This is a genomic window from Lewinellaceae bacterium (genome assembly GCA_020636105.1).
Classification (GTDB): Bacteria; Bacteroidota; Bacteroidia; order Chitinophagales; family Saprospiraceae; genus BCD1.
Genome location: JACJYL010000001.1, coordinates 1,097,681 through 1,111,718, shown reverse-complemented (window position 1 = coordinate 1,111,718; position 14,038 = coordinate 1,097,681). Strand labels below are relative to the sequence as shown.

The following is a 14,038-nucleotide window of genomic DNA, read 5'->3' as shown; positions in this document are numbered from 1 at the left end:
GTTAAGTACTTTAAATGGCGGGCAGTTCACCTAAAAGTGAATTACCCGCGCCAAATTGTAAACTTCAGGATAATTATTTACTACTCTTTATCAGGTGTTCCTTCTGTTGAATTCTGTAGGCTCCTCATTTGCGGAATCCTTTGCCCTGAACAGTCCGATCAGCACAAAAAGGGCTGAAACGATGAGGGACCATTCCGGATTGGTCAAAGGATCTGCATCAAACATGGATTGAAGCTGACCGGCCAGCAAGGAAATAAAAGCCAGTATTCCGGCGATGGTAGTGTTTTTGTCTTTAGTGAACATAGTGTGAGTGGTTTTGAATTTTATAATTCGATTTATTTCAATTGTGTCAGGATCGGAATGTCTTCAAATCGTACATTTTCTGAGATCTTCAGGTCTTCGCCGTATCGGATAAAAGTCCGGCCTGTTTTATCGGTAACGGTAATCTGTTTGATGCCTAAGGCATAAATGTCCTGTATCTCATTTGCATGCCTGTGGAAGAATCTTGCCGTCCATTCGGCTGCGTCGTAAACGTCGGCTTTTTTGTCGGAGAACGATAAACCGGTATGCCCGAAAAAGCTGTTGGCGATCTCAAGTGTCTTGTCGAGAGTAATTTCTGCCAGGCGATCGGAAGTGATATTCAAAACCAGGTCCACCCTGATGGGGCGCTGATCTTTGAAGGAACCAATGCCCCAGACCATTTGCAGGTCATTGATGGGTAATGTTATGATCCTTTCCTTTTTGATCACCATGCTATCCTGGCCTGGATCTTCCGGGTCATCGGGTTCATCTCCAATTTTTTCAGGAATATTATCGAGTAGGTTGCCAATGGGCGTACTTCCGTAACCTGTGAAAATATCCTTATCCACCGGTGGAAGATCCCTGGCGTTTTTTCTTACATGAGAAACAATTTCCAAAGGGGTGTTTTGACTGTGGTATGACCCTGTTATGGCCAGACAAGCGACTTCCTCCGGTGTTCCCATCGAGGTGCCGGAGAGAAAGGCAAAACTGCCGTTTTTGTAGGTGCTGTAAATATTGGAACCCGGGGCCACGAATTCCAGTGCTTCCCCGTATTGGGAATAAGGTGCCCGGCTGACTTCCCCCTTTTCATTCTGTTGCAAAGCCCCGACGGCAATAACATTTTTGATGGAGGCCGGATTGGATACCTGACTGCTGCCATTATTTCCGGAAGCGGCGCATACGATAATACCCTTTTTTTCGGCTTCCGCATAAAGGGGAACTAATTCCTCAATCAGCTGCGATCCTCCCCAGGAGTTGTTGAAAATCACCAGCCATCCATTGTCCAGATATACCTGGACTTTATTGAGGATGTCCTTTACCCCTGCAATGATTTCGGGTTTGTCGCCCCATCCCTGGTTGTGCAATATTTTGGCCGGGAGCAGTTTCACATAACCTTCATTGATCAAAACCTGCAAAAGTCCGATATTGGTAAAATCGGAAGCCATAATTCCCGCTACATGGGTGGCGTGGCAATGCTCATCCGCCAGGGGTTCACCTGTGTATGAATATCCTTTTAGGGCGGCCTTTAAAAGGGAGGGGTGTTTCAATTCCCCGGCGGTATCAAAGATGACGATCAGGACCTTTCTTTTATCTTTTTTTGCTTTGATTTTCTCCCTGTATTGGTCAAACTCCAGGTATTTTATCCCCCAGTTTTCAAGGGCTGACGGGTTGTTATCAAAGGTTTGTAAAAGCGGGATGGTCGCCTCCGGGTCTAATACTACATCATGCTTTTCTTCAAAGCGTTCCACCTTTTTGGACTGGCGTTTAATTTGACGTTCGTAACTCCGGGGAATTTCGATTTCCTGGGAAAATAACGGGACCGCAAAAAGTACGGTCATCAAAATGATCAAAAAGCGTTTCATAGTTGTTTTTTTATTAGAATTCGTGTATTGAAAGATGAATGTTCTTTAGGTCCAAAGTCTCGGTTAGATCGCTTTTTACCCTAAGTTTAAAGACGGCACCGTTACTCACGTTGTTGTAAATTTTATAATAGGGCAAAGTGTTCCAGGCGAACCCCACACCGTCGGCAATATGATTTTCCTGGGTGGCCGGAATTGCGCCGTCTTTTTCTACAGTAATGGCGAGCCCGCCCAGTTTATTACTTGACTTAAACCCAATGGAAGCAGAGACAATTATATTCGCTCCGGAAGTTCCGTTAAACGTTATGGCGCCGGTGCCTCCCGTGTAGGTGAATGTTGCGTTACTCGATGTTTCATTGAATCCAAAACCGGTGGTCATGGTTTGCCATGATCCGGCGGTGAAAGCATTGGAAACCACTGTATTGGCTCTGTCAATTTGTGCATATCCCTTTGCAGGAATGGTTGGCACGATGGAGGATTCCTCTTTGTACTGAACTTTTCCGGTGGTATGGTCGTAAACCATGATTCTAAGCAAAGCATTATTTTTGCTTAACAAGGAGGATGGAGTGCCCGGGTTCCCGATTCGATAATCAGAAACGGAAGACTGTATCCTGGCTATATCTGAGCCGTCCACTGCAAAAAATGTCGTTCCGGGGGCATTGATCAGGGAGGCAAAACTTCCTTTTACGCTGGCGGTGGCCGCCGTCAGAACCCCATAAACAGAGGGGCCAATTTCGCCAATATTCCCATCGGATCCCAGGTCATCATCCAGGATATACATTCCGGCTTTTCCGGAAAGAGTAGAGTTATTAAAAAGTTCAAAATACTGATCCGGGTTATCAGGATCCAGGTATCTAAAACGGCTGGCGTTGCTGCCGAATTGAATCCCTCTTATAGTGGCTGCCGGCAAGCTGCCATTGGTATTATAAATATTCGTATTGCCATCCTGCAAGGAAGCCAGATCCACGGAATTACCATCTTCGATGGAAAGGGTTGTTCCGGTCAAACTCAATGTCTGGTCATCTGTATTGAGGTAACCGGAAAGATCCACGCTTCCCCCGTCTTCGAGGGTCAGAATATTACTGGCCAGGCTTAGTTGTTGGTCATCCGTGCCGGTGCCATCCTGCAAGGATGACAGGTTTACGGAATTACCGTTTTCGATGGAAAGGGTTGTTCCCGCCAAACTTATAGTCTGATCATCGGTGCCGGTGCCATCCTGCAAAATGGATAAATCCACGCTTCCGCCATCTTCGAGGCTTAAAGTTGCCCCGGACAGGCTGAGCTGCTGATCGTCCGTGCCTATGCCATCCTGTAAAGATGCCAGGTTTACGGAGTTCCCGCTTTCAATGGAAAGGGTCGTTCCGGCCAGGCTCAATGTCTGGTCATCGGTGCCGATTCCGTCCTGCAGGGATGACAAGTTTACGCTACCGCCATCTTCAAGGGTTAAAGTTGTTCCGGACAGGCTGAGCTGTTGATCGTCCGTACCAATGCCATCCTGTAAAATAGATAGATCAACGGAGTTCCCGCTTTCGATGGAAAGCGTTGTTCCGGTAAGATTCAGCAACTGGTCATCAGTGCCGCCACCGCTGATCAGGGCGGAGAGATCGACACTTCCGCCATCTTCCAAAATCAAATTTGAACCGGATAAACTGATCTGCTGGTCGTCGGTGCCGGTTCCGTCCTGCAAGGAAGACAGATTTACGGAGTTTCCGCTTTCAATGGAAAGGGTTGTTCCGGCAAGGCTTAAGATTTGATCATCGGTTCCGACACCATCCTGAACGATGGATAAATTGACACTTCCACCGTTTTCGAGGCTTAAAGTTGTTCCCACCAAACTGATTACCTGGTCATCGGTTCCGGTTCCGTCCTGCAAGGTGGACAGGTCCACGGATCCACCGTTTTCCAGGGTTAAAGTGGTTCCCACCAAACTGATTACCTGGTCATCGGTTCCGGTGCCATCCTGAACCAGGGATAAATTAACGCTTCCTCCATTTTCCAGGCTTAAGGTTGTTCCCACCAAACTGATTACCTGGTTATCGGTTCCGGTGCCGTCCTGCAAGGTGGACAGGTCCACGGATCCACCGTTTTCCAGGGTTAAGGTCGTACCCGCCAGGCTGATCACCTGGTCGTCTGTGCCCGTGTTGTCTATGGGGATCCATTTATGCTGTACCCGGTCCCAGGTGTAGGGCTTACCATTATCGACAGTAATGGCTGTTTCAGACCCGAAACTAATATTCGGAGTATAAAGATCCATACTTGCCTTGCCGGCAAAATAGATCGTTCCCGTCCCTTTGATAATCGATTGAGCCGAAAGGGAACGGAATACGAAAATAAAAGCAAACAACAAAAACAGTTTTTTCATTATGTAAGTCTTTTTTTAACCAATCCATGAAACCCGGAAGCGATGGACAGGGTATAAAATCCGTTCAGGGGCACCCCTCCGGCGGCGGCCGCCACATCGTCGTCGAATTCACCATAAATGGTCATTCCGCCACCGCCGCCGGCATGATCACTAAGCCAATCAAGAATCTCCACGAGAGTGGCCAGCTCGTCCACTCCCTCCAGGCCAAAAACAGGATCTTTATAAGCTCCGCGCATGAGGCCGGTAAAGTTCAAATCCGTGATGCCGCTTAAATCAGCCATTTTGTTCCTTTTTTAAATTCACTTCATGTCATTATTTTGCTCTCGTTATGCCAATGATCACAATGATCAACACCAAAAGCATAGCGCCTATAATAATCTCAACCGTGTAGTCCCTGCGCTGGAAGTCCCGGGGGCTGAGCCAGTCCGGGAGCCTCCCAAATTTAGATTCCCGCCTTCCTTCAATGAGGGCCACGACTCCGCCGAAAATATTCGAAACTGCATTTGCTATCGCGCTAACGGGTTCCATTTACTTCATTTTTACATAAATCAAAGCGGCCAGGGCCAACAGTAAAATGGCGGCTACGATGATGATTAAATCTTTGTATTTTTCGGGTTTTGCGTCCTCCCTTGCCCGGTCATCCAGTGGATCAAAATAATCTTCTATCGTAGTATTGTCTCCAGCGCATGGATCGTATCCATAGGCCGCAAAAACGATCTGCTGATCTATCCAGTTACCCGAGCATAAAAAATCGTCCTTGGTTAAGCCGGAATTTGTCTTGCAGGCATTTTTACATGACCTTTCAATGTCGGGTTGCGCTCCGAACCATCCTTTGCACCGTTCTTTGCAGTCCTGTGTTCTGCACCATTTTCCTCCTAAACAAAATCCCATCAGCTCACCATTTTGATTAATAAAATAAGCATGATCAACAGGACCAGGCCGTAAAACCATATTGGTATATCGCAAACTTTGTCCACGGAATCCGGCAGATAGGATTTGCACCCGCTCCACATACCCCCCAGGGGAAGTCCCCAGTCAGCCCCGAGGACACCGCCTAATTTTTTATTGATCTCGTCTTCAATATCCACGCTTTGGCCGTGGCCGTCCATATACTGGCCATTGCCGTAGGCATCGGTTAATTGTGAAGCTGTTTCCATAATTTTTCTTATCCGTTGTTCGGTGATCCTGTTGCCGTCCAGTGCATAAAAGGATAAACCCGTATCTCCGTCGATGAAAATTAAAGCAGGGAAGTGTCTGAGGTTCCAGCGGACGACCGAAGGGGCGACATATTCGTTCCTGGCCGGAACATCGATAAATTCGGTAAGGTTATAGTCAAAATGTCCGGATTCGAATGCCGCCGTCAGTTTGTTGCAAATGGGCGTGTCCACCGTGCCGTCGCAAGAGATGGCCTGCTCAATGGTTTCAACATCCTGGACAAATAAGACCGTTAATTTTTGCATGATTCCCTGAATTTTTGATCATGCCACAGGGTACACCATTTCGATAATTTTGTCCACATTGGTGTTGTCGCCCGGACATGATGTACTTTTATGATCTTTGTGGGCCGATATGGCCAGGCTCCGGCCCAATCTCCTGTTTACATACCGGATCGTTTTGGCGGCCGCTTTCAGGGCCTTTTCCGTCGGTATTTCTTCGTTGAAGTTCCCAATGAGGCAAATTCCAATGGTATAGGTATTGCATCCGCCGCACTGGTAACTGATGGTTTCCAGATCGTTTACCTGGTAAATGGCGCCGCTGGGTTTTATCATAAAATGATAAGAGATCCCGGGGCATCCATCGGCACAAATATGATTGCCGGGTTCAACGTGATACCGGGCAATGCTTTCAATGGTCGTATTCCGGCTATCGGTGGCCGTGTGGTGAATGACCGCTTCGGTGATGACCGTTAGGCTCCGTTTGTCAAACCGCTTTGTCGGATGCCTTGGCAAAAGCCCGGTGATGTTCCTGATGCCAATGCCGACATTGTAATACACTACGATCGATAAGGCTGCGATCGCCAGGATGAAAAATAATATCTTGGCGTTGATCTTCAATGCTAAATCGGTTCAACAGCATCGCTGCCGGTACAGGTACAATTCTTTTTACTCAGGGTTTTTGCAGCCACAATGATGCTCAATACGGCGGCCACCACAAAAAGGACCTGAACTATTTTATTACTGGTCAAAGTCATAAAAGCTTAATTTTGTCTTTTGATAATAATTTCAGCAAGGGGCACCACGGCCCCTTTATTGCTCCGGGTCCTCGTCGCCTTCTTCTCCGTCTGCGGATTCCCTGCTTTCCAATAGGCCGATCTGCGGCTCCTCTTCCAGCACCTGAATGTTTCCGGATTGTTTCTCCACCAGGCTCTTCATCACTCCGCCGTCCACAATTACATTTGACCCGGCACCGATTAGTTGGCCTGTTATGGTATCCGTTCCGCCGAGTTCCGCATATTTTACGAATCCGGTGATGGACATTACATTTCCGCCGGAAGTCAGGACCATGCCCTGGTAAGCTCCCTGGTAAATTTCTTCAATCGCATCGGTTCCGCCACCGTCGATGTCCTGGACGAATGCGGCAATGGACTGCGTTGTTCCGCTGCCTTTGATTTTGAAATAATCCTAATAAGCACCGACACCAAATTTTTCGATTGCCATAATGATAATTTTTTAAAATGAATCACAAGCCAGCTCCCCCTGTACCACCTCCCACCGGGGAAGTCCGTTAGGGCTATTGTAATAGGCTGTGATCTGGTTTTTATAATACTTTCCGGCTCCTTCCGACGGATACACATCGATAGCCTTAAAAAATCCGCTGACTATATTGCCAAATTTTGGATCGGAAGAACCAAAGATGCTCTGGGCAATATTGCCGATAACACCGCCGGGAATATTGTCTTCCATCCACCGTACCTGGAACTTTTCGCGGTTCACTTTTATGCAGGTATTTCCGGCTTCGTCGCTGCCTTCTTTTTGAGGTTTCAAAAAATACCAAAGCAGTAAACCAAGTCCTAAAACACCTATTCCACCGACAAAAATGCTTTTCATCGTTTAGCGAATTTTGGAATAAATCAAAAGAGCCAGTACCAGTCCGACGAAAATGGCCCCTGCGAGCCATAAGGCGCTGACCGGATCAAAAGCCACGTTAACCGTAAACTTGACTTTGCCACTATCAATGGTAAAAAAGTCTTCCAACATGATCTATTCCTTTTCTAAATGAATAATTAAATCCTCAAAGGCTGTTTATTCAGCCGATGGCAATTTCTTCAAGGCTCTTTTCTCAAGCAGGATATCGGCCACATAAAAGGATGCCGTGATCACTGCAAAAGCAATAAGAAGCTGAAAAGCCCAATGCATATTTTTCATTGTATTTAAGTTTTTAATCCGAGTCTCTTCCCAGTAGCTGATCTACGTCAAAAGCCCGGATGAAGATGATCAGAATGATGGCAATGATGCCAATGATATACCAGTTTAGGGTGATCTTCATGTCCTTAAAGCTTTATCCATTTGTATTTGACAGCCACCACGAAAACCACGATAAACGCCAGGGAGATCCCCGCCGCAATCCAGTAGGTGCGTTTTTCGGTGGTGCCGTTGACAAACTTCTTCCAGTCCCAACCCTGGGCTTCCCCGATGTGTTCGCCGGTCGCAATATCCTCGATGGTCTCCTTCCCCGGCACTTCATCGTTGGCGGCCACCCCTTTGATGGACACCAACTTTGACAGGGCTGAGTTCTTGACGGCTAAATGGTTATTCATTTTGATTACTTTTTGAACATGAAAACAATCAGCAAGACGATCATAATGCCGAGCAAAACATACATTATTGTACTATCCTGCCTTGGCTGAACAGGAGGCGGATAACCGTTCATTCCCTGACAGCGTTCCGGCTTAATGGCACAAATCACACTGTTGAGAAAATCGCTGGCTTCATCCCCGTTTCTGCCCCACCAGTCCCAAAACCGGCCCGGAGATTCCTCGGGGGTTGAATAACCTCCTCCCGTTTCAATGACCCCGCCTTGACCCTCCCACGGATTGTAATACCCGGAAAAGGTTGGATTATTTGTTAAAAGCATATTGCTTTTTTTCGATTTATGCAATCGGATTACTTAATCCGTCCCAATTCTGCTTTTTGGTAGAATCCCCAGGTGATCTTGATGCCCGGTTCCTGGACATAGACAAATGCGGTCCTGTTACCTACGGTAAATGGGAAGGAGAAGGTGTTGATGCCTTTTTGATACTGCCCTTCATGGATACCCATGCCCGGATGGATCGTTTGCAGCAATCGGGGAGCACTTCCCTTGCTGGATTCAAATAATTCGATCGGACGGCCAAACTGGTTCATGGCAATACTGTCATCGGAGATCCTTTGCTGGATGGTATCGAAATAACTGCCGTTGCTGGATCCCAGGTCGTTCAGGATGAACTGGTAGGCTGCCGTGTTTCCGGTAATTTTGATCAGGGGATTCATGGCGAATGAATTACCCAGCTGATACCCCATGGAAGCATCGAACAACACAATGGTGACCGGGACGGTAATGCCGGCATCGGTGGTATCCACCGTAAGGGAAATATAAGGATCTGCAGGCATGGAGGGGCCGACCTCCCTGGTGACCGGAACAACCGTGGGGTTGTTGATCATCTGCACATTTCCCGGCACTTTCTGAACCCGCCTTGCAACTCTTTGATTGTACATACGAATTGTATTTTGGTGAAAAATCGTTTGCGTTTGAAGTGCAATGTTAATTCACAAATTCGTACCAGACTATAGAGGACGGGAAAAGGTTGCGGAAGGAATTATCGTTGTGTTAACAACTTGAAACCGTTAGATTTGATTGGGTATAACTTACTTTTATTTTCTACAAATCAAAATATTTTTGAAAAGTATGAAATAGATATTGATTATTTGTTTCTTGAAAACCTTTAAGTTGTCTTTCCAACCTTGTTGGAATTGTCACAATATTTAAATTCTAATAAAATTTGGTAATTTTAGGACTTAAATAAGTAACTTTTGTTGAAAAAAAAATCAAATAGTAAAATAATAATTAGAGTTGCCCTATTGACTTTTATTACAGTTTTAATAGGGGAGGTCCTTTTTGGTTTCTTTCAAGAAATGTTTGCAGATTATTATAAAGAGTTAATAATTGCCAGAATTGGAGAAGAGGCATTTAGGACTTACGGGAATATATTTGGGAGCATTGCAGTTGGTTTAATGGTAGTCGCTTTTGTTCTTACTTATAATTCTAATAATAATGATAAAATTGGTGAAATTGAAAATAAGAGGAAGCAGCTACTAGAAGGGTTGAAAAAGAGATATGAGTATAGGCTAAAACAAAAGATGAATAATGAATTGAGGTTTGAAATTAATCTCCAACTTCAGTATTCAAATGTAGGGACAACCCTAAAATCTCTAGATGATTTTGTCATTAATACTGAATATAATACCGGGAACATTAATAAACTTTTTGAAGCCTATGTTAAAAAAATTAGGAGGTTGTTAATTTTGGGAGACCCTGGTGCAGGTAAATCTGTAATCCTGCTCCGTTTTGCCCTTAAATTAATTTATCTTGCTGAAAATGATCCAGACTATCCTATACCTGTAATTTTTAATCTATCCTCATGGAATAACCCTAAACAAACATTTAATAGTTGGTTAGAACAAAACCTTCCATACGCTGCTGGTGAATTTGGAATTTCTAAAGCATATTCAAGTGAATTGATAAAAGAAAACAAAATCTTACCTCTGTTAGATGGGTTTGATGAAATTCCAAAAAAATTCAGGAATAGTTGTTTTAGAAATTTACTTATCTACTTGAAAAAGGTGAGAAGTAGCAAAAGGTTAGTTTACCCAGAAGTCATAATTTGTTCTAGGATAAAAGAATACAAAGAAGCAGAGGATGCTCCTGTTTTCGCTAGTGTAATAATACCACGATTAAGCGCGAAAGATGTTGTTAGAGCTTTAAAACCTTTATTGAAAGACAATGACCTTTCAGCTAAGGAATTTCAAAAGGATTTAAATGAAAATAAACTTTTAGGGGAGTCAGTCACTTCTGCTTTTTTTGTTCATACTCTTCTTAGTTTGTATACAACGGGAAATGTACCGGAGGTTTTTGGTGGATCGGTAGAAGAAGTTCGAGCTAAAATATTAACAGAATATATCCATTCAGAGATTGGAAAGATAGAGATAACCTTGAATGATAAATTTAATTCGGTTAAAAAATGGTTGGCATGGTTGGCATGGCATTTAACTAATAATAAACAATCTGTTACGTTTGAACTGACAGATTTGCAACCCAATTGGGCAAAGAGGCAATATTTATTTAGCCTAATTGGAGGCCTAATTAGTGGTTTGATTGCTGGTGTATTATTTAGTTTTTTGCTTGACCTTGGTATTGGCTTTAGTGTTGGCTTGTTAACCTTTTTGTTGTTTAGTATTTTTATTAACGATATTGAAACGGAAGAAATTGTAAGTTTTAGTTTTAGACATTTTAAAAAAAGCACCTTTATTAGATATGCTTTAAATGCAATTATTTTGGGTTCACTAGGAGCTTTTTTCGCTGCAATATTTTTTAATGATTATTTTCTTGCCCTACTTGTTAGTCTTTTCGGGGGAGTGTATATGGGACTAACAAGAGGACTTTATTACAGCCTAAGGGCAACAAAAAATTTTCAAGTAATCAATCAACCATACAAAAGATTAAAAGCTCAATTTTGGAGAGACTTTATTCAAAAAGGAATAATGATATCAATTGGCTTAGGTTTACTTGGATATGTATTTGGGAATAATTTTTTTCCATATGCTATTTTAGGAATGATTTTAGGTTTTTTTGTTGCCTTTATTCAATCCCCTATATTCGCACATTTTATTTTAAGAATTATTTTATATTCTGAAACAGCAATCCCACGCAAATACGCTACTTTTCTTGGTAAGGTGTCTTCAGATACTGGCCTATTAGAAAAAGATGGTGGTCTTTGGCGATATCGACATCAATTAATTCAAAATAGTTTGGCTGATTGGTTTGAAGAACACTATTCAAGTTTGTTGTCAAAAAAAATGCAGGAACATAAAAGAAATGAGAAAAACTTTTTGAAAAAAAAACAAAACCCAGGTAGTCATTTGAGAGTATTAAGAGTATTAATTATTTTGGTTTTGATTCTTGTGTGCTAATCTAATAAAAATGGACCCACATTAACATCAACGGAGGAAACCTTCTTAAGCAATAAATAGAACCGGTCAATTATTCCCATCTCTAAACCTCCTAAGAATTCCCTTCGCCGTAGGACTCTTCAAACTGATCTCCTTAGTCCGTTCCTCATTCAGGACCCGAAACTCCTCCTTGCCAATCTGCTCAACAAAATAAATGTTGTTCCGGTATTCAATTCTTTTGAAATCGATCAGGGCAGACTCCATTGGTTTCGATTCCGGAGCTTGGGAAAGTTCGAGTGGTCCATCCTTTTCCAGTTGCCGGTGAAAATCCAGGATAAGCTTATGGAATTCCATTTTAGCCGAAACTTTGGCCTTTGGAATGATCAATTGCTGGCCCTCGTGTTCGATCAGAATGGACACTTCCGGCTCCACCAGGTTGCCGGCCTCGTCAAAAAACAGGCTGTTGTAAAAATCCGCGGTGTCTTTAGCTGTTATCTGCATCGTTATTGATTTTTGTTATGTAAGCGTTGGCGTTGATACCGTTCAGGTTCAAGGCCAAAAATTTCTTTCCTTGTTTCCATTGCTTTTTGCGATCGATCACCTGTTCGATCAGATCCTCGATCTGGTTGTCTTTCATCACTTCACGGCTGACGATCCTGAGCTTGATTTCATAGGGTTCGGAGAACAATCCGGAGACCTTTACCTGGCAGTCCATCCGTTTACCTGTTGGGGAGACAACTTTATTTGATATGCTTAAATTCATGCAAAATGTAATTAATATGATTATATTTGTACAAATATAACTAATTTGATGGAATTATATGGCACTTACCTGGGCTACCTGATAAAGAAAAAGCTAGAATCCGCCGAAAAGGCGCTATCTGTCAGAGAACTGGCGGTGCTCATTCATATCTATGAAACCCGGCGAGAGCAACAAAATCTGGAGAGGCGGATCAGGTCGGCGGTTCAGCGATTACTGGCCACGGGTGTCGTGGTGCTGGAGCCTCACCGGATGGGGCAGAACAATATTTTCGTAACTAAATACAAGATCAATGTCGGACAAGAATCTATTGGACAAGCTCAAGGGCTTTAAAGAACATTTTAATCCTCAATCGGCCATGGTGGGCATGGCTGCCAATATGCTTCCAGGGCTCGAAAAACAGTTTGTCGAAAAACTGGAAAGCATGGAAAGACCGGAAAGCGAAGGTGGCAAACTACCTGAAGATTGGGATAAAATCGCTTACAGTGTTGTGGCGATCAACGGGGCTTTAAATTTATCCGTACATGCCCTCAAACGGGAAGAAAACGGGACCATGACCATGAGCGCCCCCTTTTCTTCTTTTCCTCTTAGTGAACTTTTAAATGCAAAATAAAATGACCAAACAAGCAGAAAAAGAAAACCCGCCCCAACCGGTTGAGGAAATCAAACCAGCGGAAGTTACGGAGGAACAACAGGCTACCAGTGCCGACGATTTTTTCACGGCCAAACAGGCCTCCGGGGACGTGGATGCCTTCATTAAGGAAATGAAGGCTCCCAGGGAGAAGATCGACCCGCCACCGGCCTTTGAATCGGACGAGCCGGATCCGGACGACCCGGACGATGATCTCCCCGGAGAATCGGACGAGCAAATGGCGAACCATTTGGATTATACCGATGAACACAAGTTCACTGCAGAATTCCTGTTGATCCAAATCGACAAGGTGCTGGCCTTTTCCTTCGGTATGGTTTCCGGAATGGACAGCGACCGGTACCGGCGCAGGAAGGAGAAGATCCAGGGCAATGACTATGAGGCGGAGATCGGGGCTGCCCTGGTCAAAAAATACCAAATGCGCCTCAGCCTGGAATGGATGTTCATTTCCGCCCTGGTGATCGGTTACGCTCCAATGATGAACAAGGCTTTGAAGGACCGCAAAGAAGTGGAATCCCAAAAGCAGTCTGTTGAACCGATAAAACCCAATTAAATGCACAGAGACGCACAGGTGACCATGGTCATGGGGCGCAACGGGACCGGCAAAAGTTATTTGGCGCACACCATCATCAAAGCGATGAAGGAAAGGGTCATTGTGATTACCTTAAACGGGGAACCGGCCATCTGGCGACAATATGAGGAAATTGATATTACCAAAAAGGAAAGCTGGAAGTTTAAGAAAGGCATCAAACAGGTGTATTATATGCGCCAGGAGAAGGATACCATGAAGTATATCCACAAATATTTCAGGGACGGGATTATCGTTTTTGATGATTGCAGGGGATACCTGACCAGCAACGTGGATAGTGATATTTATCTTAAGCGATTGTTAATCGACTTCCGCCATAAAATGCTGGATCTGTTTTTTGTATTCCACGCGCCGACCGACGTGCCGCCCCGCATTTGGGCGTTTTACCGGACGGCTTTTATTGGGGCTACGGATGCTATTTTTCCGAAGAGTAGGATTCAGACGGATTCAGCGGAAAGAATTATTGCAGCACAGAAAAAGGTGAATGCTGCTTTTCGTAAGGCGTTGGCCAGGGGGGATAATAGTCATTATGGGTTGTTTGTGCGGGTGAGGCCGTAGAATATTTTTTTTGTATAAAAAAAGTTGTAATTTGTCCTCCGACCAACAAGGACAAAAATGAAAGGAAACTGGATTATCACCTCCCTGATTGCAGG

At 44.2% G+C, this 14,038-nt stretch carries 21 protein-coding genes; 5 read left to right on the top strand and 16 right to left on the bottom strand.

The window, feature by feature from the left end; translation table 11 throughout:
* Positions 1-90: 90 nt before the first annotated feature.
* The 14 genes from H6571_04050 to H6571_03985 form a co-directional block, all read right to left on the bottom strand.
* On the bottom strand, positions 91-303 hold the full coding sequence (locus H6571_04050; protein ID MCB9322895.1) for a hypothetical protein: 213 nt from the start codon (positions 301-303) through the stop codon (positions 91-93).
* A gap of 32 nt (positions 304-335) precedes the next feature.
* Positions 336-1,883 carry a S8 family serine peptidase gene (locus H6571_04045; protein ID MCB9322894.1) on the bottom strand — a complete coding sequence of 516 codons (1,548 nt, stop codon included), beginning with the start codon at positions 1,881-1,883 and terminating at the stop codon, positions 336-338.
* 13 nt (positions 1,884-1,896) lie between these two features.
* Positions 1,897-4,242, bottom strand: a complete 2,346-nt coding sequence (locus tag H6571_04040) for a hypothetical protein (protein MCB9322893.1) — start codon at positions 4,240-4,242, stop codon at positions 1,897-1,899.
* Entirely contained in the window at positions 4,242-4,523 is a 282-nt protein-coding gene (locus H6571_04035; GenBank protein MCB9322892.1) for a hypothetical protein, read from the bottom strand. The genes H6571_04040 and H6571_04035 overlap by 1 nt, the downstream gene beginning before the upstream one ends.
* A 31-nt stretch (positions 4,524-4,554) precedes the next feature.
* Entirely contained in the window at positions 4,555-4,770 is a 216-nt protein-coding gene (locus H6571_04030; protein ID MCB9322891.1) for a hypothetical protein, read from the bottom strand.
* On the bottom strand, positions 4,771-5,133 hold the full coding sequence (locus H6571_04025) for a hypothetical protein (protein MCB9322890.1): 363 nt from the start codon (positions 5,131-5,133) through the stop codon (positions 4,771-4,773).
* A complete protein-coding gene (locus H6571_04020) occupies positions 5,133-5,702 on the bottom strand; it encodes a hypothetical protein (protein ID MCB9322889.1) in 570 nt (189 codons plus the stop codon). Before H6571_04020 ends, H6571_04025 begins: the two co-directional genes overlap by 1 nt.
* An 18-nt stretch (positions 5,703-5,720) precedes the next feature.
* Positions 5,721-6,296, bottom strand: coding sequence for an N-acetylmuramoyl-L-alanine amidase (locus H6571_04015; protein MCB9322888.1), 576 nt, complete (start codon positions 6,294-6,296; stop codon positions 5,721-5,723).
* 192 nt (positions 6,297-6,488) lie between these two features.
* Positions 6,489-6,746: a hypothetical protein gene (locus tag H6571_04010; protein ID MCB9322887.1), complete on the bottom strand. Its 258-nt coding sequence runs from the start codon at positions 6,744-6,746 to the stop codon at positions 6,489-6,491.
* A 165-nt stretch (positions 6,747-6,911) separates the two neighbouring features.
* Positions 6,912-7,289, bottom strand: coding sequence for a hypothetical protein (locus H6571_04005; protein MCB9322886.1), 378 nt, complete (start codon positions 7,287-7,289; stop codon positions 6,912-6,914).
* Positions 7,290-7,292: 3 nt separating this feature from the next.
* Entirely contained in the window at positions 7,293-7,439 is a 147-nt protein-coding gene (locus H6571_04000; protein ID MCB9322885.1) for a hypothetical protein, read from the bottom strand.
* Between the two features lie 293 nt (positions 7,440-7,732).
* On the bottom strand, positions 7,733-7,999 hold the full coding sequence (locus H6571_03995; GenBank protein MCB9322884.1) for a hypothetical protein: 267 nt from the start codon (positions 7,997-7,999) through the stop codon (positions 7,733-7,735).
* A 5-nt stretch (positions 8,000-8,004) separates the two neighbouring features.
* The gene (locus tag H6571_03990) at positions 8,005-8,316 is read right to left on the bottom strand and encodes a hypothetical protein (GenBank protein MCB9322883.1); all 312 of its coding nucleotides are present in this window, start codon (positions 8,314-8,316) and stop codon (positions 8,005-8,007) included.
* A gap of 29 nt (positions 8,317-8,345) precedes the next feature.
* On the bottom strand, positions 8,346-8,936 hold the full coding sequence (locus tag H6571_03985; GenBank protein MCB9322882.1) for a hypothetical protein: 591 nt from the start codon (positions 8,934-8,936) through the stop codon (positions 8,346-8,348).
* A 315-nt stretch (positions 8,937-9,251) separates the two neighbouring features.
* Here H6571_03985 and H6571_03980 point away from each other — a divergent pair, with 315 nt between their 5' ends.
* Positions 9,252-11,408 carry a hypothetical protein gene (locus H6571_03980; protein ID MCB9322881.1) on the top strand — a complete coding sequence of 719 codons (2,157 nt, stop codon included), beginning with the start codon at positions 9,252-9,254 and terminating at the stop codon, positions 11,406-11,408.
* Between the two features lie 66 nt (positions 11,409-11,474).
* Here H6571_03980 and H6571_03975 read toward each other — a convergent pair whose 3' ends face one another.
* The gene (locus H6571_03975; protein ID MCB9322880.1) at positions 11,475-11,888 is read right to left on the bottom strand and encodes a hypothetical protein; all 414 of its coding nucleotides are present in this window, start codon (positions 11,886-11,888) and stop codon (positions 11,475-11,477) included.
* Positions 11,872-12,150, bottom strand: a complete 279-nt coding sequence (locus H6571_03970) for a hypothetical protein (protein MCB9322879.1) — start codon at positions 12,148-12,150, stop codon at positions 11,872-11,874. Before H6571_03970 ends, H6571_03975 begins: the two co-directional genes overlap by 17 nt.
* Positions 12,151-12,195: 45 nt before the next feature.
* Here H6571_03970 and H6571_03965 point away from each other — a divergent pair, with 45 nt between their 5' ends.
* The 4 genes from H6571_03965 to H6571_03950 are packed head-to-tail and all read left to right on the top strand — an operon-like array spanning position 12,196 to position 13,943.
* Positions 12,196-12,480, top strand: coding sequence for a hypothetical protein (locus H6571_03965; protein MCB9322878.1), 285 nt, complete (start codon positions 12,196-12,198; stop codon positions 12,478-12,480).
* Complete coding sequence (locus H6571_03960; protein MCB9322877.1) at positions 12,440-12,760, top strand: hypothetical protein; 321 nt, start codon at positions 12,440-12,442, stop codon at positions 12,758-12,760. Before H6571_03965 ends, H6571_03960 begins: the two co-directional genes overlap by 41 nt.
* A 1-nt stretch (position 12,761) precedes the next feature.
* A complete protein-coding gene (locus tag H6571_03955; GenBank protein MCB9322876.1) occupies positions 12,762-13,349 on the top strand; it encodes a hypothetical protein in 588 nt (195 codons plus the stop codon).
* Positions 13,350-13,943 (top strand): ATP-binding protein, encoded by a 594-nt coding sequence (locus tag H6571_03950; protein MCB9322875.1) that lies wholly within the window; start codon positions 13,350-13,352, stop codon positions 13,941-13,943.
* The last annotated feature ends 95 nt before the right edge of the window (positions 13,944-14,038 follow it).

Bases quoted from the DNA above. Each gene is read 5' to 3' on its own strand.
- H6571_04050 (MCB9322895.1), bottom strand. From the start codon at position 303: ATGTTCACTAAAGACAAAAACACTACCATCGCCGGAATACTGGCTTTT.
- H6571_04045 (MCB9322894.1), bottom strand. From the start codon at position 1,883: ATGAAACGCTTTTTGATCATTTTGATGACCGTACTTTTTGCGGTCCCG.
- H6571_04040 (MCB9322893.1), bottom strand. From the start codon at position 4,242: ATGAAAAAACTGTTTTTGTTGTTTGCTTTTATTTTCGTATTCCGTTCC.
- H6571_04035 (MCB9322892.1), bottom strand. From the start codon at position 4,523: ATGGCTGATTTAAGCGGCATCACGGATTTGAACTTTACCGGCCTCATG.
- H6571_04030 (MCB9322891.1), bottom strand. From the start codon at position 4,770: ATGGAACCCGTTAGCGCGATAGCAAATGCAGTTTCGAATATTTTCGGC.
- H6571_04025 (MCB9322890.1), bottom strand. From the start codon at position 5,133: ATGGGATTTTGTTTAGGAGGAAAATGGTGCAGAACACAGGACTGCAAA.
- H6571_04020 (MCB9322889.1), bottom strand. From the start codon at position 5,702: ATGCAAAAATTAACGGTCTTATTTGTCCAGGATGTTGAAACCATTGAG.
- H6571_04010 (MCB9322887.1), bottom strand. From the start codon at position 6,746: ATGGTCCTGACTTCCGGCGGAAATGTAATGTCCATCACCGGATTCGTA.
- H6571_04005 (MCB9322886.1), bottom strand. From the start codon at position 7,289: ATGAAAAGCATTTTTGTCGGTGGAATAGGTGTTTTAGGACTTGGTTTA.
- H6571_04000 (MCB9322885.1), bottom strand. From the start codon at position 7,439: ATGTTGGAAGACTTTTTTACCATTGATAGTGGCAAAGTCAAGTTTACG.
- H6571_03995 (MCB9322884.1), bottom strand. From the start codon at position 7,999: ATGAATAACCATTTAGCCGTCAAGAACTCAGCCCTGTCAAAGTTGGTG.
- H6571_03990 (MCB9322883.1), bottom strand. From the start codon at position 8,316: ATGCTTTTAACAAATAATCCAACCTTTTCCGGGTATTACAATCCGTGG.
- H6571_03985 (MCB9322882.1), bottom strand. From the start codon at position 8,936: ATGTACAATCAAAGAGTTGCAAGGCGGGTTCAGAAAGTGCCGGGAAAT.
- H6571_03975 (MCB9322880.1), bottom strand. From the start codon at position 11,888: ATGCAGATAACAGCTAAAGACACCGCGGATTTTTACAACAGCCTGTTT.
- H6571_03970 (MCB9322879.1), bottom strand. From the start codon at position 12,150: ATGAATTTAAGCATATCAAATAAAGTTGTCTCCCCAACAGGTAAACGG.
- H6571_03960 (MCB9322877.1), top strand. From the start codon at position 12,440: ATGTCGGACAAGAATCTATTGGACAAGCTCAAGGGCTTTAAAGAACAT.
- H6571_03955 (MCB9322876.1), top strand. From the start codon at position 12,762: ATGACCAAACAAGCAGAAAAAGAAAACCCGCCCCAACCGGTTGAGGAA.
- H6571_03950 (MCB9322875.1), top strand. From the start codon at position 13,350: ATGCACAGAGACGCACAGGTGACCATGGTCATGGGGCGCAACGGGACC.